We start from the raw sequence: 20244 nt of genomic DNA on the forward strand, positions 1-20244 counted from the left end.
CAAGGCTGGCGCGGGGTTGGCCCGCGCCAGACAAGAAGCTCTCAGCCCTTGAGGATGCGCTCGACGATGTCGGCGACGTCGGAGGAGAGCTGCGGAGCAGCGCGCTCGATCGTCATCAGCGCTTCGCGGGCCTGTTCGGCACGGACGGGCTCAAGCAGGCGCCAAGAGCGCAGCGCGGTCAGAAGGCGGGCGGCAAGCTGCGGATTGCGCTTGTCGATCGCGAGAATCTCTTCGGCGAAGAAATGATAGGCCTTGCCGTCCGGGCGGTTGAAGCCCGTCGCGTTGGCGAAGGCGAAGGTGCCGATCAGCGAGCGGACCCGGTTCGGGTTCGAGGCGGCGAAATGCGGGTTCTGCATGAGCCGCATGACGCGGTCGAGCGAGCCTTCACCCGGGATCGTCGCCTGGATCGCGAACCATTTGTCGAGCACCAGCGCATTCGAGGCGAAGCGGCTCTCGAAGGCGGCGAGTGCCGCATGGGTTTCGGGAGCTTCGGGGAAGCGATGGGCAAGCACCGTCAGCGCCTGGGCGAGGTCGGTCATGTTGTCGGCCTTGGCAAAGGCTTGCGCCGCACCCGCCGGGCTCTTGTCGCTGAGCGCGAGGAAGCCGAGGGCGGCGTTGCGCAGGGCCCGGCGACCGGCGCTTGCTGCGTCCGGGGTAAACGATCCACCTGAGGCAAGGCTGTCATAGAGCGAGCGGAACGTGTCCGCGCCAGCGTTGGCGATGGCGGACAGGATAGCCTGGCGGCCCTCGTAGATGGCGTCCGGATCGTTGTTCGAGCCGAGTTCACGGGCAATATCGGATTCACTCGGCAGCGCCAGCGCCTGGGCGCGGAAGGCGGCCTCCAGCGTGTCGTCCGCAGCGATCGCGAGCAGCGCGTCGCTGAGCCCGGCGTCGCATTCGATTGCCTTGCCGGCGGCTGCGGCCTTGGCCGCCGCCATCAGGTTCGGCAGGGCGAGATCGGTAATGGCCTGCCAGCGGGCGAACAGGTCGCTGTCATGGCGGGCGATGTGGGCGAGGTCTTCCTTGCTCTGGGCGAAATGCAGCGTGACCGGAGCGGAGAAGCTGCGATTGAGCGAGACGACCGGACGCGCGCCGATGCCGGTGAAGACAAAGGTCTGGCTGCGCTCCGTGAGGTGCAGCACGTCGCCGGTCACCTCTCCGCCGCTGACGGCTGCGGGCGAGGCTTCCGAACCGTTCTCGCCGATCAGCGCGAACTTGAGCGGAATGTGCATCGGTTCCTTAGCGGTCTGGCCGGGTGTTGCCGGGACCATCTGCTCGAGCGACAGGCTGAGTGTCTTGGCGCCCGCGTCATAGGTCGACGAAACGGTGATCTGCGGCGTGCCGGCCTGATGGTACCAGAGCGAGAACTGCGTGAGGTCTCGCCCGTTGGCATCCTCGAAGCTCTTGACGAAGTCCTCGACGGTCGCGGCTTCCCCGTCATGGCGCTCGAAATAGAGGTCCATGCCTTTTTTGAAGCCGTCGCGGCCGAGAATGGTCGCGATCATCCGGGTGACTTCCGAACCCTTCTCGTAGACGGTCGTCGTGTAGAAGTTGTTGATCTCGCGGAACTGGGTGGGGCGCACCGGATGGGCCAGCGGGCCGGCATCCTCGGGGAATTGTTCCGAACGCAGATGGCGGACCTCGGCGATGCGCTTGACGGCGCGCGAACGCTGGTCGGCCGAAAACTCGTGGTCGCGATAGACGGTGAGGCCTTCCTTCAGGCACAGCTGGAACCAGTCGCGGCAGGTGATGCGGTTGCCGGTCCAGTTGTGGAAATACTCATGCGCAATGATCGCCTCGATATTGGCATAGTCCTGGTCGGTCGCGGTCTCCGGATCGGCAAGCACATACTTGTCGTTGAAGATGTTGAGACCCTTGTTCTCCATCGCGCCCATGTTGAAGTCGGAGACGGCGACGATCATGAAGATGTCGAGATCGTATTCGCGGCCGAAGACTTCCTCGTCCCACTTCATCGAGCGCTTCAGCGCGTCCATCGCATAGGCCGCGCGGGCTTCCTTGCCGTGCTCGACATAAATCTTCAGCGCCACTTCGCGCTCCGACATGGTGACGAAGGTATCTTCCACCACGCCGAGATCGCCGGCGACGAGGGCAAAGAGGTAGGACGGCTTCGGATGCGGGTCGAACCAGGCAGCAAAATGCTTGCCGGGACCGTAGCCTGCGCCGCCGAGGAAGTTGCCGTTCGACAGCAGAAGCGGGTTGGCATCCTTGTCGGCGATGATGTTGACCGTATAGACGGCCAGCACGTCCGGCCGGTCGGGGAAGAAGGTGATGCGGCGGAAGCCCTCGGCCTCACACTGCGTGCAGTAGATGCCGTTCGACCGGTAGAGGCCCATCAGTTGGGTGTTGGCCTCGGGATTGATCAGCGTCGTGACCGTTATCTCGAACGGGACCGATTCCGGCAGGTCGCGGATCGTCAGGCTGTCTGCCGTCTCGGTGTAACGCTCCGGCGCCATTTCGATCTGGTCGAACAGCAGGCCGGTCATGTTGAGCTCGTCGCCGTCGAGCACGAGCGGCGCGTTCAAATCGGCGCCTTCGCGGCGATGGAAGATCAGGCGTGCCTCGACCTTGGTTTCCGTCGGGTCGAGTTCGAATGTAAGGTCTACGCGTTCCAGGACAAAGTCGGTAGGTCGGTAGTCTGCCAGATGAATGGTCCGGCCCGTATCTGTTCGCATGATATGTCCTGATCGCCAATTAGGTGAGGCAGCGACCCGCGGGGGACGGTCCTGTCCCCCGGCATCACGGCCTAATCATTCAAGATGATTGCATCAATTTCTGAACGATTGTTAAAACACGAACAAATTTGGGCAGATCATCCGCAGTTTTCTCACGCAGCGCGACTTGAACCGCGGGCATGGTAAAAAGGAACCGAAGTCGTCTCGAATAGAACGCTTCCGATCCGGTAATATTGTTCAAGCGAATGCTATTTGAGCCCGAGCGTGGCGCGGATCGCCTCGTCGCTCTCGGTCTGCTGGACGATCACACCGTACCAGCCCAGACCGTCATAGTCCTCGTAGCCCAGGGTACGCGCAAAGGCGACGATCGAGCCGCTGTTGTCATAGTAGCTGCCGCGCATGACTTTTTCTGGATTCGAGAGCGCGAAGTGGGTGTAGCGTCGCGCCGGGTTGCTGGACGCAATCACCTTCAGGGCGCCGTCGAGCAGCATGACTTCGGTCCGGTCGGCCACCTGCGGTGGCAGGTTGGCCTCCTTCTCGACGATGGCCTGGCCCTGGGCCTGCCAGTCGAAATAGACGCCGAGGGTGCCGATCAGGCGCCCGTCGGACCGGCCGCCCTCGCGAATGCCGGTCGCGTAGACGAGGGTGTCCCGGTTCTCGTGGGCGACGCTGGGCTTCACCTCGTCGACGATGTAGTCGTCGCCGCTGCCGCACTGGCGCGCTGCGACGAACCACGGTTCGGCGGCAAGCTTGCGGTCCTTCAGGCTGCGCTGGTAACGCGGATTGGCCGAGGCTACGACCCGACCGTCGGCATCCGTCATCACGAGGTCGAGATAGACCGTGTAGAAGCGGTTGATGACTCCGAGCCGCTCGGCGGCATAGGCGAAGCGTTCCGGCGACGGCTCGCCGAGCGCCTGCCACAGCGCCGGGTCGGTCGCCCACCACCGGACGTCGGCGGTGCGCTCGAAGAGATTGCGGACGATGAACTGCACCAGCGTCTGGGCAAGATCGGTGAGGCGCGCACCCTCCATCTCGCCGACAAGGGCATCGGCCATGGACCGACCGAGGCCCACGCGGCCGAGCACGTTTTCCTGAAAACGGTCGGTGATGTCGGCTGCTTCCTGGGCCAGCCGCTGCACCTCGTTGGCGACGACAGCAAACCCCTTGCCCGCCTCGCCGGCACGGGCCGCCTCGATGAGTGCGTTGATCGCCAGCAAACGGATCTGCCGCACCACGTGGGTGTTGTCGGCGCTGAAGCGTTCGAGGTCGATGCCAATCCCCTCGGTGACGAGACGCATGGACCGCGGGGTCGCGACCTTCGGCGTGGCGGTGTTCTGTTTCGACAACGGGTCGCTCATTGGAAATCACCATCAAAAACGGATGTCTGCCGTATCGCTCGCGATATCCCGGCGAGCGATGCGGCCGAAAGAGGCGCAATCAATGGAAATATGATCTTCGTGATTGGTTAACCATGGATGAAGCGAAACCGCCGAAAGCCATGGTTCTCAGGGGTTTTCGTGCCTTTCGCAGGGCAGTTTGCCTAAACTTGAGTCACTTGCCGGCGATCGACTGCGCCCTTGTCTCCTCCGGCGCGAAGTGCCAGTCTTCGGACACGGGATTCTGTCGTTCGCGTCTGCAGGCGACTGCCCGTTCCATGGCGGTCTGCTCCGTCGATCCCGTCCCATCTCGCCAGTCACGAGCCCCCTGATGGCAGATCCCGCCTCCAATCCGCTCCGCGGCATTGTCATGAAGATCATGTCCGTGGCCGTCTTCGTCGGCATGCAGAGCTGCATCAAACTTGCCGGCGCGGGCATGCCGTCCGGGCAGATCACCTTCTACCGCTCGGCCTTCGCCATCGTGCCGATCCTGGTCTATCTCGCCTTGCGCGGCGACCTTCGCGCCGCCTTCCAGACGAACAATCCCCTGGGCCATGTGAAGCGCGGCCTGATCGGGGTGGCGTCGATGGTTGTCGGCTTCTACGGACTGGTGCTGTTGCCGCTGCCGGACGCGATCGCCATCGGTTATGCGATGCCGCTCCTGGCCGTTGTCTTCGCGGCCGTCTTCCTGCGGGAAACCGTGCGCGCCTATCGCTGGACGGCTGTCTTCGTCGGCCTGATCGGCGTGCTGATCATCTCCTGGCCGAAACTCACCCTGTTCGAGGAACAGGGCCTCGGTTCGGCTGCCGCGACCGGCGCGGTCGCGATCCTCTGTTCGGCGGCGCTCGGGGCTGCCGCCATGCTGCAGGTCCGCCAGCTGGTACGTGAAGAAAAGACCGCGACCATTGTTCTTTTCTTCTCGTTGACGGCATCGTTGCTGTCGGCGACCACCTGGTTCTTCGGCTGGCAGGTCCTGAGCTGGCCCTCGCTCGGCCTCATGGCGCTCGCCGGCTTCTTCGGCGGCCTCGGCCAGATCCTTCTGACCGAGAGCTACCGCCATGCCGATGTCTCGACCGTTGCGCCCTTCGAATACACCTCGATCATCCTGGGCTCGGTGATCGCCTATATCCTGTTCGGCGAGGTGCCGCCGCTGACGACGGTGGTCGGGGCGGCGATCGTGGTCGGCGCCGGCATCTTCATCATCTATCGCGAACACCAGCTCGGCCTCGAGCGCCGGGCGGCGCGCAAGGCTTCGACCCCACAGGTGTGAGGCGCCGTCAACCGCGCCGGTCAGCAGATGCGGTGGGTTCGGATCCGGCGTCGCTCAACGGCGAGCCCGCCGCATCGGTTCCCTGCATCGGCAACGGCATCGAATGGAATCCCGTCTTTTCGGCCGGTCCCTCGCTCGGAGGACGGCGCAGCATGCGCCAGCCCGCATAGCCGGCATAAAGGGTAAAGGCGGTCGCGATGAACCAGATCAGTCCGTTCGGCCCGAAGGCCTGCATCAGCGTGCCGGCCATCAGCGGGCCGGTGACGGTACCGAGGCCGTAAAGGATCATGATGGCGCTGGATATGGTGACGAATTCGTCCGGTTCGGCCATGTCGTTGGCATGGGCGACATTCAGCGCATAAACCGGATAGAGCACGGTGCCGACGAAGAAGCCGGCGACATAGAGCGCGACCGGGCTGCCGCCGAAGACCAACATCGCCAGGCATGACACCGCCCCGAACACGCCGGAGCCGACCATGACGAGACGGCGGTCGATGAAATCGGAAAGCCGGCCGATCGGCATCTGCGCGATGGCGCCGCCGGCGAGGAAGGCCGCAAGAAGCGTTGCACCCTGGGCCGTCGTCATGCCGACATTCTGCGAGTAGACGCCACCGAGGCTGCCCCAGGTGCCGGAAAGCGCGCCGGACAGCAGCGAACCGAAGAAGGCAACCGGAGAGCGGCGGTAGAGGCGGGAGAGATCGAACTTCGCCGCCGGGATGGGAGCAGGGGACTGCGCCGTCGAAAGCGTGGTCGGAAGCAGCGCGAAGCAGAAGATGAGGGCGCAGAGGATGAAGAGCCCGGCCTGGTTGGGATCGCCGAGCGGCACGAGATACTGGCCGCCGATCGAGCCGGAAAGACTGGTGATCATGTAGACGGAGAAGAGCGCCCCGCGGTTCTCGTTGGTAACGCGTTCGTTGAGCCAGCTCTCGATCACCAGATAGGCGCCAGCGATGGCAAAGCCGGCAATGCCGCGGAACAGCATCCATGCGCGCCAGTCGACCACCAGCGCGCAGAGCAGGATGGAGACGGTGAGCAGCGTCAAAAGCGCGGCGAACACCCGGACATGTCCCACGCGGCGCACGAAGAGCGGGGTGATGATGCAGGAGATCGTGAAACCGAACGTATAGGCGGTGGCGATGATCGAGATGGTGAAGGTCGACCAGCCCTCGGCAATCGAGCGGATCGGCACCATGAAGTTCATCAGTCCGAAGCCCATCATCATCAGAAGGGTGGACAGCATGAGAGTGGCGATCGAAGCGAGGCTGGCCAGCATCGGAGAACCTTCCGGGATGTGAATTGAAGCATGCCCTTAATCAATTCGGGGTAAGCTGTCGATTGCGACATAGCGTGCCGCAAACTTTGATCGCCGTCACAACCGATCTCTTTTCTTTTGTTGCGTCAAAGTGATAAAGAAGGAAACGAAGGGAAGGATGGACGTTCGGTCGCCCGGCCGGTTGATGTCGGCACAGCGATGGAAGATCCAAACAAGCGATGATGATTGCATGAAGAGCGAATACGACAGACATCAGGGCTGCCGAGCATCGCGGATCACGCATCGCCTTGCCGTGGCACCACGGTTTCCGGTCTTTGTTCGGCGGCAGGCGGCGTTGCCCGCAGGGAGGGCGGACCATGGCCTTCACTGCTGAAGAACTGCGCGGGAGCTGCGCCTTTCGCGAGGCGCTGAGGGACTATTCGGTCGAGCTTCAGGGCGAATACGACGGCAATCCGCGCCTGGCGCGCCTGCTCGCCTCCCACCAGCGCTGGCTGCTCAGCCAGTCTGCCTTCGCGCTGCACCTCGAATATGATCCGGCTGTTCCTGGAAGCGGTTTGACGACCACGCGCCTGCGCGAAGTCATTACCTCGGTCAATGCCGCGAGCCGCAACACGGTCTTGAACTTCCTCGACCAGTTGCTCACCTATCGCTTCATCCGCGTCGCGGGGGATCCGAGCCGCCGTCCGCGCCGTTTCGAGGCGACGGAAATCAGCTACAATGCAATGATGCGCTGGACGGTTGCCAACCTCGCCGTGCTCGACCGACTGGACGGCGGCGTGCGCGCACCGACCCTGATGGCCCATCCGGAGCTCTTCCGCCTGATACAGCCCCACGTCGCGCGGCGCTCGTTCGAACACGAAGGCTGGCGGGAGCCGCCGCCACGCGTGGCGCTGTTCCTGTGGACCGAGGCGGGCGGTCTCGTGATGGATGAACTGGTGCGTCGCATCAAGGCGACGGATCCGTCCGCCGACCGATACGACATCGGCCGGGTCGACGCCCGTTCCATGGCCGAACATTTCATGATGTCGCGCACACATCTGCAGCGGTTGCTGCGTCGTGCGGTGGAAGAGAAGAGCCTGCAGTGGCAGGACCCGGTCAAGAAGACCCACCTGTGGTTCATGGCCGATCTGCTCGACGAATATTGCGGCTGGCAGGCGATCAAGTTCGCCGTCGTCGACGAGGCCTATGAGAAGGCTTGCGCGCGGCTGTTGCCGCAGCCCGAAACGCAATTGCGGCCCGCAGCCGGTATGGAAGGCTGAAGACCGCAGGGGCAGGGCTTGAGGGCTTGAGGGCGCGTGGCCGCGCCGCCCAATCCATCAAAGCGGAATGTGACGGACGAGCGCGTTTTCGGCGCGAGACTGGCGCTTGTGTTTGCCGGAAAGCGCACGGCTGTAAGCCTCGGACGCATCCACGGCCGTGCCGATCTGGCTGACGGCGGCCTTGAGGCTGCGGAGCGGGTGGAACATTGCGGTCATGGCTCACTCCTTTGCATTTTTTGCAGGGTTATTTTCACGGTGGTGAAAGTTGCACAGGGCGTGAAATTGTGCAACGCACAAGCGTGCGGGGCTGGCATGCGTCGCCCGCATGAAGCGAAGGCCTCACGCCTCGCGGAAATCGCAGAACAGAGCGGAGGGACGGGTGATCGGGCCCAGTCGGCCGAGCACGCGGGCGCTCAGCTGTTCATTGGTGGCAGAGCCAAAGCGGTGATAGGGCTGGCCGCTACGCTGGCGCTCTGCGGCGAGACGCAAGGTCTCGAACTTGCAGTGTATCGGGCGGGCACGAACGGTCATGACGTCTATCTTCCTGTCTCTCGGATCCTCCCTTGGATGAGTCCATATATCGCAGTGCAGCATAAATCATACAAGAGGCGGAACGCGAGGCAGGCATGCATAAGCCGCATGGCTGGTTCATAATTTCGTAATATCTGCCGAAATTTTGCCCAGTCAGGTGTCGGCGAGTCGCGCGGCAAAGGCCTGAAGGTCGCGCCAGGCGAGCGCCTTGCTGGCCGGTGCCGTCAGGAGTTCCTGGGGATGGAGCGTCGCGATCGCGGGCACACGATGTCCGCCGCCGGCGATCTCGCGCCACTGGCCGCGTAGCGCATGGATCGTGCCGGTCTCGCCGAAGAAGAAGCGCGCGGTGAAGTTTCCGAAGAGAAGAACCACCTTCGGCTCGGCAAGCTCGATCTGACGCTCGATGAACGGGCGGCAGATCGCCGCTTCGGGCGCCGACGGCGGCCGGTCGCCCGGCGGGCGCCAGGGAATGACGGTAGTGATCAGGATCGCCTCGCGCGTAAGCCCGATCGCGGCGAGCATCCTGTCGAGCAGCAGGCCGGCGCGGCCGGAAAAGGCGAGCCCCTCGCGATCGTCGTCGGCGCTCGGCATCGGGCCGATCACCATGATGCGGCTCGCCGTGTCGCCGGCGGCGAAGATCGTCGAGCGCGCCGAGGTCTTGAGGTTGCAGCCGCCGAAGGCTTCCACCGCCGTCTTGAGTTCTGCGAGCGACCGCGCGCTTTCGGCGGCAAACCGCGCCTCGGTGATCGCGTGTTCGTCGGGAATGGCCGGCAGCGCCGAGGGCGAAACCGGCCTGGGCGGCGGCGCCGTCGTCGGCCGCGTGCGGCTGCTGGTCGGCTGCCCGCCCTCCGGCTGGGCGAGTGCCGCAGCCGCCGGTGCCCGGACATTGCGCGCCGCGCGCTCCTCGGCAAAGGCCGCGACCCTGTCGATCGGATCGTCTTCCGTCAGCCATTCCACCCCCGCTTCGGCATGAAAATGCAGAAGCGCGGCCAGTTCGGCAGGCGTCATGTCGCGGGCGGAGATCATCCTCGGGTCTTACCGCAAAGGACCGCGGACAGGAAGGCCATCGGGGCGATTATCGGGTAGGTCTTCCGCCCCTCATTCGCCTCCCGAGTGAGGCGAAGGGCGGCATCTTCTCCCAGTGAATGGCGAGAAGGGGCAAAAGGCATCGCTGCGCCATACCCCTTCTGCCCCTTTGGGGCATCTCCCGCTCAAGGGCGGGGACGGGCCTCAATCCCTCACGCCACCCATTGCGCTATGTCGTCGCGCTCGCCGATCAGTGCCAGGCCATGGGCGATCGACACCAGTTCGCCGCCGGTCTCGATGCGGCTGGCATCGAAGCGCTCGGTGAAGATGCGGCGCACCGCCGGCACGAAGGACGTGCCGCCGGTGAGGAACACCTTGTCGATGGCGCCGGGCGCGGTGTTGGTGCGCTGGAGCACGTCGTCGAGCGCGTCTTCGATGCGGGCGAGGTCGTCGGCGATCCAGCCCTCGAATTCGCTGCGCTTCACTGTCTTCTCGCCGGCACGCCCGAGCGGAGAGAAGCGGAATTCCGCCTCGTCGGCGGAGGAAAGTGCCATCTTGGTCGCCGAGACCGCCTGGTAGAGCGGGTAGCCCTCGTCGTGTTCGACGAGATCGATGAAGAGCTCCAGCTTTTCCGGCTCCAGCGCCTGGCGCACCAGCGACTTGAGGTCCGCATATTCGCGGCTTGTCTTGAACACCGACAGCTGGTTCCAGCGCGAGAAGCTGGTGTAGTAGTTGCTCGGCACGTCGAGCACCTTGTCGAAACTCTTGAACTGGCTGCCCTTGCCGATTTCCGGTGCCACCAGATGCTCGATGATGCGCGCGTCGAACTGGTCGCCGGCAAGCCCGACGCCGGAATGCCCGACCGGCACGGCGGAGAGCTTGCCGCCCGTCGTCTCGAAGCGGATCAGCGAATAGTCGGTCGTGCCGCCGCCGAAGTCGGCGACGAGAACGGTCGCGTCCTGCTTGAGGTGCTGGGCGAAGTAGAAGGCCGCCGCCACCGGCTCGTAGACATAGTGGATCTCCGGAAAGCCGAAACGGGTGAGCGCATCGTTGTAGCGGCGGATGGCGAGCTCCGGATCCGGGCTCGACCCGGCGAAATGCACCGGCCGTCCGGCGACGATCCGCGGCGCGTCGGCCGGCCAGCCGTCGCCGGCATAGGCCTCCAGACGCTTCAGGAACACCTCCATCAGGTCCTCGAACTGGAAGCGCCGGGCATGGATCAGCGTGCCCTGGAAAAGCGGCGAGGCGGCAAAGGTCTTGATCGACTGCAGGAAGCGGCAATCGCCGGGATTGTCGATGAAGGCACGGATCGCCGCCTGTCCGGCCTCGACCTTCAGCACGCCGGCGCCGAGCTGCGCGTCCTTCATGAAGGACAGCGCCGTGCGCATGCTGTCGGTGGTGCCGGCGGTCGAGGTGAAGGCGACCGAATGGGTTTCGGCTGCCGTGTCGGACAGTGCAAGCACGGTGTTGGTCGTGCCGAAATCAAGCCCCAGCGCATGCGCCATTGCCGCTCTCCCTCGAAAATCTATGGTTTGCTGGAACCGGACAGGGCCCGAACGCAAAAGAGGCGCGGTGACCGCGCCCCGAAATGAAGAGCGCGCCTAATGCCATGAAGGGGCGGGGGAAGGCAAGGTTAAACCTCAGGCGGACTTAGCTGTTGCGCTGTCCGTGGGCAGGCGCTGACTACGACGTCAAACCGGCCGGCATTGGGGAGCGTGGTCCGGTTGCAGGCGAAGCAACTGCCGCAGTCAGCGTCACCTCAGGAAACGCTGGGCGGTCCAGACGAGGCCGAGGCCGACGATCGTGGTGAGCGCGCCATAGGCGATCCACGGGCTCTGGTTGATCATGAAGCTCGAGGCCGGATAGGGAAAGAAGCCGGACCCCTGTCCTGCCCAGACCAAACCGATAAGGGCCAGCACCAGACCGACCGACGTGAGCAGTAGACGCGCCCTTGCAAGCATTGCCTTCCTCCCGTTCCTCCCGACGGATCATAGGGCGCGTGCCCCAATCCGTGAAGCGAATTCTGTCCGGGGCGGTCGGGCGCTGCCTGCGAAAATCTCAGACGTCGCCGTAATAGCGCTGAACGAGGTTCTCGTTGGCGGGCGCTTCCGCGCCGCCCGGGGAGGCGATGGCACCGAGCAGGCTGTCGATGATCAGGCCCTGCGAAACCGTCGTAAGTCGAGGCACGGCGGCGGAAACCTGAAGCGCCGCGCGCCCGCGCAGGCTACGCTCCACGCGATGTCTCTCGTGCTCGTTCCGGATGTCATGTCCGGAGGCATCGACCATATCGGGCATCGTTCATTTCCCGCATTCTCATTGTCGGCGAGAATAGCGGGAGGATCTTGCGCTTTGGTCGATATTTCCCTGAGAATTTTAGCGAACTCTAACGCTCGTCCACGCTGACGCGGGCGACTGCAGTCCTCTCAAGGAGAATATACTCAGGCGGCTGGCTTGTCGTGGTCGCGCAGCAGCCGGCGGGCGCCGACGAGCGTGATGAGCCCGAAGATCACGACCAGCGATCCGTTGATCGTCCAGACGCTGTCTTTTGGCATGAAGCCGGTGAAGGGAAGGTGGATGGTCCCGGTGCCGTGAGCAACCCAGACAAGGCCGACGACGAGGGTCAGAACCCCTACGGCTGTAAAGAGGTAGCGAATCTGCTCCAAAGTTTCTCCTCCCATGGAACAATTTGTCGCACCCACTATAGTCGAGTCTGAGCCGGACGCCAGCGAAATCCTGTTCCGCTTGCATAATGACTAAAATGGCGAAAACCCCTCGCGCCCAAAGCCTTGCGGGGTCTTTCCCGAGCGGGAGCGCAGCCAGGCTGCTGCGGATCGATGGCGCGATCTAGGCGTTGGCCCGTGTCTGCTCCGCCATCTCGCGGATCCACTCGAAAAACAGCTTCATCGCCGGGGTCGGCGTGCGGGACTTGAGCCGGGTCAGCCAGTAGCTTCCCTTCGAGACATAGATCGGGAAGGGCTGTTCCAGGTCACCCGAGGCGAGGTGGCGAGAAAACATCAGCGGCGGTGCGAGTGCGATCCCGACGCCCTGCAGCGCCGTCTCCACCATCAGCACGGAGGAATCGAAGACCGGACCGGTGATCGGCGGGGCGGCGATGGCGGCCGCCTCGAACCACCCCGGCCATTCGTCGGCCCTGTAGGAGCGCAGCAGCGTCTCGCGCCCGACATCGTCCGGGCCCTTCAGCCGCCTCGCGATCGCCGGCACGCACAGCGCCGACAGGGGCGCCGCAAACAGCGCTTCCGCCTCGGTGTCGTGCCAGGCGCCGTTGCCGAAGCGAATGGCGAAGTCGAGACCCTCGGCGGCAATGTCGACGCGGTTGTTGTTGGTGGAGAGCCGCAGGTCGATGAAAGGGTGGCGGGCGTGGAAGTCGGCAAGACGCGGGAGAAGCCAGCCGACGGCAAAGGTGCCGACGGCGCCGAGCGTCAGCACCTCGCGCATCTGCCCGCCCTCGAAGCGTTCCAGCATGTCGGCCATGCGATCGAAGCTGTCCCTCAGCGTCGGCAGCAGCGCCAGACCCTCTTCGGTGATCATGAGGCCTCGCGGCAGGCGGCGGAAAAGCGTGACGCCCAGCCGCTGTTCGAGCAGCTTTACCTGATGGCTGACGGCCGCCTGGGTGACGCAGAGCTCGATTGCCGCCCGGGTGAAGGACAGATGGCGCGCGGCGGCCTCGAAGGCGCGAAGCGCGTTCAGCGGAAGATGCGGCCGGACCATGACATGCCCAAATTCTGTTTATGCCTCGCGCCAGTTATCATCGTTTGTCGCGCACCCGCAATGGCGCCTAGAACAGGCCGATCCAAACCAAGGGAGCCATATCATGATCCTTGAAAGACGCGACCTTCTGGCCGCAGCCGTCGGCCTTTTTGCCGCATTCTCTGCTGCAGACCCGGCATTCGCGGTCGATCCGATCCGCTGCACCGTCATTCTCGACGCGCAGAGCGGAGAGGTCATCCACCGCGAAGGAACCTGCGACCGGCGCGTCTATCCCATGTCGACCTTCAAGCTGCCTTTGGCCATGATGGGATATGACGCGGGCATTCTGAAGGACGAGAAGACGCCGCGCTGGGACTATCAGGCGAAGTTCGGCGGCCCGGAGCGGGTGAAGAAGGCCTTCGATCCGACCGGCTGGGAGAAGGAGTCGATCGTCTGGTATTCGCAGGAAATCACCCGCCGCCTTGGCGAGGAACGTTTCGGCAACTACGTCCGCCGCTTCGCCTATGGCAACAAGGACGTTTCCGGCGGCCCCGGCGGTTCGAACGGCCTGACCGAATCCTGGCTGATGTCGTCGCTTGCCATTTCGCCGGACGAGCAGGTGGACTTCCTGCGCCGTTTTCTTGATGGAAAGCTGCCGGTCTCGGACTATGCAAGGGCCATGACCCAGGCGATCACCCCGCGCTTCGAGGCCGCGGGCGGCTGGGTGATCCATGGCAAGACGGGCAGCGGCCGGATGCGGGACGCCAACGGTACGCGCGACACCAACCGCCCGATCGGCTGGTTCGTCGGCTGGGCCGAGCGGCAAGGACGCAAGGTGGTATTCGCGCGGCTGCACGTGGCCAACCGCCCCTATCAGGATCCGATCAGCTTCGAGACACGGGACGGGCTGATTGCCGATCTGCCGGGGATCCTGGCGGATCTATAGACGGAGCGGACGGGCGCGGCATTCAGCGTCGACAGTCTGGCATCGCCCAAGATGGCGAGAACCCCGCACGCATGGCGCGTTGCGGGGTTTTTGCTTCAGAAGATCGCCGGTTTGCCGATCGGATCAGATCGACTTTGCCGCGCCACCGTCCACGCGGATCATCGAGCCGGTGATGTAGCCGGCCTGCGCCGAGCAGAGGAAGGCGGCTGCTGCTGCGAATTCTTCGACCTTGCCGAGCCGGCCGGCCGGGATCGACTTCAGTGCCGATTCGCGGATCTCCTCGATCGGCTTGCCGGAGCGCTGGGCGCGGTCGGCCTGCAGTTCGTCGATCCGGTCGGTATGGATGCTACCGGGCAAGAGCATGTTGGCGGTGACGCCATAGGAGGCGACCTCGGTGGCGAGTGTCTTGCTCCAGCCGACCAGCGAGCCGCGCAGTGTGTTGGACAGCGCGAGGTTGGGGATCGGCTCGAAGACGCCGGACGAGGCAACCGTCACGATACGGCCGAAACCTTGCGTCTGCATCAGCGGCAGCAGCGCATTGGTGAGCGTGATGACGCGCACCACCATCGACTGGAAGAAATTGTAGAGCTTCTCCGCCGTCATTTCCTCGACGGTACCGGGCGTCGGGCCGCCGGTGTTGTTCACCAGGATGTCGATGCCGCCCAGCTTGTGGTGGACTGCGGCGAGCATCGTGTCGACGAAGCCTGCGTCGGCGAGGTCGGCCTCGACCCAGTCCGCCTTGCCGCGGCCGGCGGCGTTGATCGCCTCCGCATTGGCCTTGAGCTTGGCGGCGCTGCGGCCGCAGAGCAGCACATGAGCGCCCTCGTCGGCGAGCGCCTTGGCGATGCCGAGGCCGAGGCCCCGCGACGAGGCGAGCACCAGCGCCCGCTTTCCCTTGATGCCGAGATCCATGATGAAAACCCTTCTCTGAAACGAATGTCGTTGCGGCCAGTCTACAGGCCACGACGCGGCGAAGGAAAGGCGGGGCGACCGCCTATCCACGGTGACACCGGATCAGCCTGCCTAACGGACGGCCTCGGCCCTGAGCCAGGCCTTGAAGGCATTGGCTTCCACTGATGAGCGGGTCCGGCCCTCGGGTGTTGCGAAAAAATGTGCTTCGCGGATCGGTAGCGCGGTTTCGAGTGCACGCACGAGCAACCCGCGGCTGAGATAGGGCTCGGCGAACTGATGCTCGACGATGGCGGGGCCGATTCCGGCCGCAGACAGCTCCAGGGCCGCCATTGTGGTATCGACGTTGATGCCCGCCGTTATGCGCGGCAGTGCGGTGCCGAACGATGCGGCGAGACGTTGCCAGAGATCCTCATAACCGGTGACGTGGATCAGCGAGCCGTTCGCGGCGAAATGCGCCAGCCGTTCGGCATCGGTCCCGGCGGGCGCAGTCTCGGGCCGGCAGACGACGATCGCGGCGGCTGGCATCAGCGGTTCCACCTTGTGGCCGGGCCAATGACCGTCGCCATAGCGGATGTCGACGTCGACCGGTTCGTCATAGGTGGTCTGTGCCCAGACGACCGAAGCGATGCGGATCGAGATGTCGGGCCGCATTTCGGCAAATCGCCCGAGGCGCGGCGCAAGCCACAGCACGACGAAGGATGCCGGCGCGCGAATCGTCAGCGTCTTCGTTCCGACCGGGCCGAACAACCCGTCGGTCGCCGCGGCGAGATCTTCGAAGGACCGCCGGACCGGGGGCAGATAGGCGGCGCCGGTCTCGGTGAGCTTCAGGCTGCGGGCTAGCCGTTCGAACAACTGGACGCCGAGCTGACGCTCGAGGCTTCTGACCTGGTGGCTGACGGCGGCCTGGGTGAGGTTGAGCTCCAGCGCCGCCTTGGTGAAGCTCAAATGCCGGGCCGTCGCCTCGAAGGCCCGGAGCCAAGCGAGCGGCGGCAGTCGGTAGGCGGGCGCGGCAAGGGTGTCGGTCATCGGGATCGCTTGGTTCATGCCGATGCTAGCCGCATCGACGAACGAGGAAAAGCTGCAATCCTCTGTCCTGTTACAGTTCGGCAGGAAAGCCCGGCGCGCGCAGATCGGTGCCGACAGCGTCCTCCAGCAGCTTCACCACCTGCGACGACCACGCGTCACCGCCGTAGATCGAGCGCGCCCGGATGAAGGTCTGCAGGGTGTGCGAGGCAAGATCGAGCGGGACGCCGAATTCGCGGCCGAAGCCGAGCGCGAAGCCGAGATCCTTGACTGCGAGATCCATGGTGAAGTTGATGTTGTAACTTCCGTTGAGGATCACCTGGCCCTCCGTCTCGTGCACGAAGCTGTTGCCGGACGAGGCCTTGATGATGTTGAAGGCATCGGTCAGGTCGATGCCGCCGGTCTTGGCCAGCATCAGCGCCTCGCCGGTCGCCACCAGATGGATGAAGGCGAGCATGTTGGTGATGACCTTGATCACCGCCGCCTTGCCGAGCGGGCCGGCGCGAAAGATCCGGTTGCCCATCGCCTGGAAGGCCGGCAGATGCTGTTCGTAGAGATCCGCATCGCCGCCGGTGATCACCGAAATCTGCCCGGTTGCCGCCAGATGCACGCCGCCGGTCACCGGTGCTTCCATCATCCGCACACCGTGAGCCGCGGCAATGGCGCCCAATCTCAGCACCTCTTTCTCGTCCAGCGTGCTCATCTCGATCCAGGTGCCGCCGGGCTTGAGCCCGGCGAGGATGCCGCGATCACCGGTCAGCACCCGTTCGCTGACGGCAGGCGAGGGCAGGCAGGTGATCACCGCGTCGACGGCCTCGGCGACGGTCTTCGGATCGTCCGCCCATGCGGCACCGGCGTCGATCAGCTCCGACGCCTGTCGCTTGTCGAGATCATTGACCGTCACGTCAAAACCGTGCGCGACAAGGCTGCCTGCGAGATGCCGTCCGAGATTTCCAAGTCCGATGAACCCGTAGCGTATCGCCATCGCCGCATCCTTTCCCCGTTTGATGGCACAAGCCTGCTTGCCCAGATGGCATCGTTCAAACGAAGAAAACGGCGCCTGAGGCATCGTTTCATTTGTGCATGTTCGGGAGGCTAAAACGGTACCTTGCCCGGATTGAACAGGCCGTCGAGACGATCACCTGCTGGATCGACCGCGCCAGCGCCCGCTTGGCGGATGCCGGTATGGATGGCCGTTTCGGGGTGTCGAGGTCGGTCGGCGCGACGAAGATGTCGAAGCAGGGGGGCGTTCGGGACCGCGGAAGAGTAGAAGCCGGAATCCTCGCGGATCTCCGATGCAATCGTCGATGTCCGTGACGGGATCTTCCGGCAAAGCCTGTCGGGGATAGTGGCAGACTGCGCATGGCGCGAGTTGGGCTTGGTCAGTCTCGAAAGGTGGCGCGATAGTCGCGCGGGGTCTTGCCCATCAGGTCGCGAAACGCGGCGTTGAAGGCCGACAGTGAATTGTAGCCGACGCCGAGCGCGATTTCCGTCACCGGTGCGTCGCTCGAAGCGAGCGTTTCGACGGCACGGATCAGGCGGATGCGCCGAAGCGCTTCGCGCCAGGTCATCCCCATCTCCGTCGAGAAGCGCCGGGCGAGCGCCCGGGGCGACTGGCCGGTGGCGCTGGCGATCTCGGCAAAGACGGGCGCACCATCGGCCCGCTCTTCGGTGAGCGCGAGCGCCCGCGCAAGGGCCGCGCTCGTCGGAGTGGGCATGACGCATGGGTTCGGCGTTTCCGCGAGCTTCAGGCTGACGCCCACCAGCGCTTCGAAGATCTTTCGTGCATAGGGTCCAAGCGGGCCGCTTTCGGGGCCCCAGTCACGGCATTCGGCGATCAGTTCCCGTGCCAGCGGGGAGACGTCGAATACGGACAGCGCTTGTGGCGGAGGGGGCGCGAAGCCGGAGGCGTAAAGGACGGAGGCCGAGGTCAGCCGGGACAGGATCGATATCTTCACCGAATGGCCAGCGGCGATCAATGCAGCGCGGGCAGGCGGCAGGGTCCAGCGACGGCCTTCCGCTTCCAGCCGCATGGTGCCTTCCATCGCATAGAGCAGATAGTGCCGCTCCATCCGGAACTCGGACGGGCCGGCAGGCTCGAAGCTCTTGTGAAAACAATAGGTATCCGGTGTCATCTGTTTAGTTTAGCGTCTCGATCAGTCGCGCGTCAAAGCGGCGGCTGAGCGGCGGCTCGGTCATCAGGGGCCGCAGGATGGCAGACGTTTCGGCAAATCCCGGCGAGGCGGCATAGGCCGCAAAGTCCTCGCCGGTCTGCCATTCGTGCAACACGCCGATGCCTCGCCCGTCTGTTGGATCAAGAAAGGGGACAAAGGCCAGGCAACCCTTCATGGCACGGGTGGCGGGTGCGTTTGCCATCAGGGCATCGAGGGCCCTCTGGCGATCGTGTTCAGCAACGCGGAAACGAACATGGACGACGAGCATTGGCGGTCCTATCGGTGTCAAACAGCAACGAGAGGAAGGTGCCGCAGGCGATCCTTCCGATGTCTCGTTGTTGCCAGACGGCCATCGGACATACCAACGCGTACAGGACAATTACCGGCCCGGAACGGTCAGTTCCACATACAGGTTCAGAACGGCACCTTGCCCGGGTTGAACAGGCCTTTTGGGTCTATCGCCTGCTTGATCACCCGCGCCAGCACCTGCTTTTCCGGTGCGGCGAAGGCCTCGAAGGCGTGGCGCTTCTCGAAGCCGACACCGTGTTCGGCCGAGAATGAACCGCCGGCTTCCCGAATGCCGGTGTAGATGGCCGTCTCGACGGCGATGAGTTCATCCTCGGGCAGGGGACCGGGCTTGATGAGCGTGAGATGCAGGTTGCCGTCGGCGATATGGCCGTAGACATAGGCCGCATAGCTCGGATCGATCGCCTTGAGGCGTGCCTCGAGGCCTGCGACATAGGCGTCGAGATAGGTCGGCGGGACCGAGATGTCGAAGGACGGGGCATTCGGAACCGCGGGATAGTAGAAGCCGGAATCCTCGCGGATCTCCCAGAACTTGCGAGCCTGGTCGAGCGACTGGGCAATCACGCCGCCCTTCAGCGCGAGCGGTTCCCAGAGTGTCTCCAGTCCCTCTTCGAGTGCTGCGGTAGCCTTCTCGACGGTCTCCGCCGAGACTTCGATCAGAAGGGCTCCGGCACCGTCGTCGAGCCACGACAGATCGAAGCCCTTGAGCGCCGCAGCGTCGTGAATGTAGCGTGGCCACATCATTTCGGCACCCTCCAGCGTGATCGCCGGAAGGCTGCGGAAATGGCGGATGACGGAGAGCGCCGAAGCTGCGTCGGTCACGCCGAGAAAGGCGGTCGCGCGGTGGGCACGCTGCGGTTCGAGTTTCAGGACGACGTGGGTGACGAAGCCGAAGGCGCCTTCTCCGCCGATGAAAAGCTGCTTGAGGTCGGGGCCGGCCGACACCTTCACCACGCGGGTCATGTCGGAGAAGATCGCGCCGGAGGGTAGCACCGCCTCGATGCCGAGGACCTGGTGGCGCATGACGCCGTTGCGGAAGGCGAGAATGCCGCCGGCATTGGTGGAGACCATGCCGCCGATGGTCGCCGAACCCCGCGAACCGAGATCGATGCCGGTGGTCAGCCCGTGAGCGGCAACGGCCTGCTGCAGCGCCTCGAGCGGAACGCCGGCTCCGACTTCGACCGTCATTTCCGCCGGATGGATGGCGACGATCCGGTTGAGGCGCGCCGAGGACAGGATCACCTCGCCCTGGTGGCTGACATTGCCGCCGACGAGGCCGGTGAGGCCCCCCTGCGGCACGATCGCCACGGCATTCTCGTTGCACCACGCAACGAGCGCGGCGGCGGCGGCGGTCGATGCCGGCTGGGCCATGACGCCGCAGGCAAGATTGTCGGGATGCTCGCCGGGATGACGCCCGACAAGTTCCGACGGGCCGAGCACGACAAGGTCCGGATGAAGGCCGGAAAGCTTCTCCGCCAGTTCGTCCGGTGTGAACCTGCCCGTCTTGCCGCCTGCCATGATCTGCTTCTCCGCCGTTCGACCGTGATGTCGGCTCGATCTTTAGTCCGGCGGGAGGTCTTCGACAATCCGTTGACGGCTTGCGGCGGCTCGCATGATAGGCTAGCGCAGGGGAGTGAATTCTAACAGGTGTTACATTGACGTTAACGTAAGCGTCAGATATTCTGTTTGGGAATGTTGGTAAGCCATAATTTCGGGCCATTGGTTGTCGCATCCCGGCTCGACAAGG

At 64.4% G+C, this 20244-nt stretch carries 20 protein-coding genes; 3 read left to right on the forward strand and 17 right to left on the reverse strand.

All coding sequences use genetic code 11. The features are described from left to right. Nucleotides 1-41: 41 nt before the first annotated feature. Nucleotides 42-2693, reverse strand: coding sequence for an aminopeptidase N (gene pepN / locus ACX93L_RS12890; protein WP_459405198.1), 2652 nt, complete (start codon nucleotides 2691-2693; stop codon nucleotides 42-44). Between the two features lie 248 nt (nucleotides 2694-2941). Further along, on the reverse strand, nucleotides 2942-4051 hold the full coding sequence (locus tag ACX93L_RS12895) for a cache domain-containing protein (protein WP_459405199.1): 1110 nt from the start codon (nucleotides 4049-4051) through the stop codon (nucleotides 2942-2944). 349 nt (nucleotides 4052-4400) lie between these two features. Between ACX93L_RS12895 and ACX93L_RS12900 the strand changes: the two genes are divergently transcribed. Further along, nucleotides 4401-5339, forward strand: coding sequence for a DMT family transporter (locus ACX93L_RS12900; RefSeq protein ID WP_459405200.1), 939 nt, complete (start codon nucleotides 4401-4403; stop codon nucleotides 5337-5339). A 7-nt stretch (nucleotides 5340-5346) separates the two neighbouring features. Here the strand turns inward: ACX93L_RS12900 and ACX93L_RS12905 are convergent, their stop codons facing one another. Further along, complete coding sequence (locus tag ACX93L_RS12905) at nucleotides 5347-6612, reverse strand: MFS transporter (RefSeq protein ID WP_459405201.1); 1266 nt, start codon at nucleotides 6610-6612, stop codon at nucleotides 5347-5349. 356 nt (nucleotides 6613-6968) lie between these two features. Here ACX93L_RS12905 and ACX93L_RS12910 point away from each other — a divergent pair, with 356 nt between their 5' ends. Then, entirely contained in the window at nucleotides 6969-7871 is a 903-nt protein-coding gene (locus ACX93L_RS12910) for a hypothetical protein (RefSeq protein WP_459405202.1), read from the forward strand. Nucleotides 7872-7928: 57 nt separating this feature from the next. On the opposite strand, the gene ACX93L_RS12915 is transcribed toward ACX93L_RS12910, so the two are convergent. The 8 genes from ACX93L_RS12915 to ACX93L_RS12950 all read right to left on the reverse strand — a co-directional run bounded on the left by ACX93L_RS12915 (nucleotide 7929) and on the right by ACX93L_RS12950 (nucleotide 13157). Further along, a complete protein-coding gene (locus tag ACX93L_RS12915; RefSeq protein ID WP_459405203.1) occupies nucleotides 7929-8087 on the reverse strand; it encodes a hypothetical protein in 159 nt (52 codons plus the stop codon). A gap of 123 nt (nucleotides 8088-8210) precedes the next feature. After that, complete coding sequence (locus ACX93L_RS12920) at nucleotides 8211-8402, reverse strand: hypothetical protein (RefSeq protein WP_459405204.1); 192 nt, start codon at nucleotides 8400-8402, stop codon at nucleotides 8211-8213. Nucleotides 8403-8555: 153 nt separating this feature from the next. Further along, nucleotides 8556-9428 carry a uracil-DNA glycosylase gene (locus ACX93L_RS12925; protein WP_459405205.1) on the reverse strand — a complete coding sequence of 291 codons (873 nt, stop codon included), beginning with the start codon at nucleotides 9426-9428 and terminating at the stop codon, nucleotides 8556-8558. A 212-nt stretch (nucleotides 9429-9640) separates the two neighbouring features. Next, entirely contained in the window at nucleotides 9641-10933 is a 1293-nt protein-coding gene (locus ACX93L_RS12930) for an Hsp70 family protein (RefSeq protein ID WP_459405206.1), read from the reverse strand. A 249-nt stretch (nucleotides 10934-11182) separates the two neighbouring features. Further along, nucleotides 11183-11389 (reverse strand): hypothetical protein, encoded by a 207-nt coding sequence (locus ACX93L_RS12935; protein WP_169589382.1) that lies wholly within the window; start codon nucleotides 11387-11389, stop codon nucleotides 11183-11185. A 97-nt stretch (nucleotides 11390-11486) separates the two neighbouring features. Then, entirely contained in the window at nucleotides 11487-11723 is a 237-nt protein-coding gene (locus ACX93L_RS12940) for a hypothetical protein (RefSeq protein ID WP_459405207.1), read from the reverse strand. A gap of 143 nt (nucleotides 11724-11866) precedes the next feature. After that, nucleotides 11867-12091: a hypothetical protein gene (locus tag ACX93L_RS12945; RefSeq protein WP_459405208.1), complete on the reverse strand. Its 225-nt coding sequence runs from the start codon at nucleotides 12089-12091 to the stop codon at nucleotides 11867-11869. 181 nt (nucleotides 12092-12272) lie between these two features. Next, nucleotides 12273-13157, reverse strand: coding sequence for a LysR substrate-binding domain-containing protein (locus ACX93L_RS12950; RefSeq protein ID WP_459405209.1), 885 nt, complete (start codon nucleotides 13155-13157; stop codon nucleotides 12273-12275). 103 nt (nucleotides 13158-13260) lie between these two features. Here ACX93L_RS12950 and blaOXA point away from each other — a divergent pair, with 103 nt between their 5' ends. Beyond that, entirely contained in the window at nucleotides 13261-14082 is an 822-nt protein-coding gene (blaOXA, locus tag ACX93L_RS12955) for a class D beta-lactamase (protein ID WP_459405210.1), read from the forward strand. 123 nt (nucleotides 14083-14205) lie between these two features. Here the strand turns inward: blaOXA and ACX93L_RS12960 are convergent, their stop codons facing one another. The 6 genes from ACX93L_RS12960 to ACX93L_RS12985 all read right to left on the reverse strand — a co-directional run bounded on the left by ACX93L_RS12960 (nucleotide 14206) and on the right by ACX93L_RS12985 (nucleotide 20015). Next, entirely contained in the window at nucleotides 14206-14994 is a 789-nt protein-coding gene (locus ACX93L_RS12960; protein WP_459405211.1) for an SDR family oxidoreductase, read from the reverse strand. Between the two features lie 111 nt (nucleotides 14995-15105). Beyond that, nucleotides 15106-16038 (reverse strand): LysR substrate-binding domain-containing protein, encoded by a 933-nt coding sequence (locus tag ACX93L_RS12965; protein WP_459405212.1) that lies wholly within the window; start codon nucleotides 16036-16038, stop codon nucleotides 15106-15108. Nucleotides 16039-16090: 52 nt separating this feature from the next. Beyond that, a complete protein-coding gene (locus ACX93L_RS12970) occupies nucleotides 16091-17002 on the reverse strand; it encodes an NAD(P)-dependent oxidoreductase (RefSeq protein WP_459405213.1) in 912 nt (303 codons plus the stop codon). Nucleotides 17003-17399: 397 nt separating this feature from the next. Beyond that, nucleotides 17400-18152 (reverse strand): AraC family transcriptional regulator, encoded by a 753-nt coding sequence (locus ACX93L_RS12975; protein ID WP_459405214.1) that lies wholly within the window; start codon nucleotides 18150-18152, stop codon nucleotides 17400-17402. A 4-nt stretch (nucleotides 18153-18156) separates the two neighbouring features. Continuing rightward, complete coding sequence (locus ACX93L_RS12980) at nucleotides 18157-18459, reverse strand: putative quinol monooxygenase (RefSeq protein WP_459405215.1); 303 nt, start codon at nucleotides 18457-18459, stop codon at nucleotides 18157-18159. 146 nt (nucleotides 18460-18605) lie between these two features. Continuing rightward, a complete protein-coding gene (locus ACX93L_RS12985; RefSeq protein WP_459405216.1) occupies nucleotides 18606-20015 on the reverse strand; it encodes an FAD-binding oxidoreductase in 1410 nt (469 codons plus the stop codon). Nucleotides 20016-20244: the final 229 nt, after the last annotated feature.

Source organism: Rhizobium sp. CAU 1783, assembly GCF_054551725.1.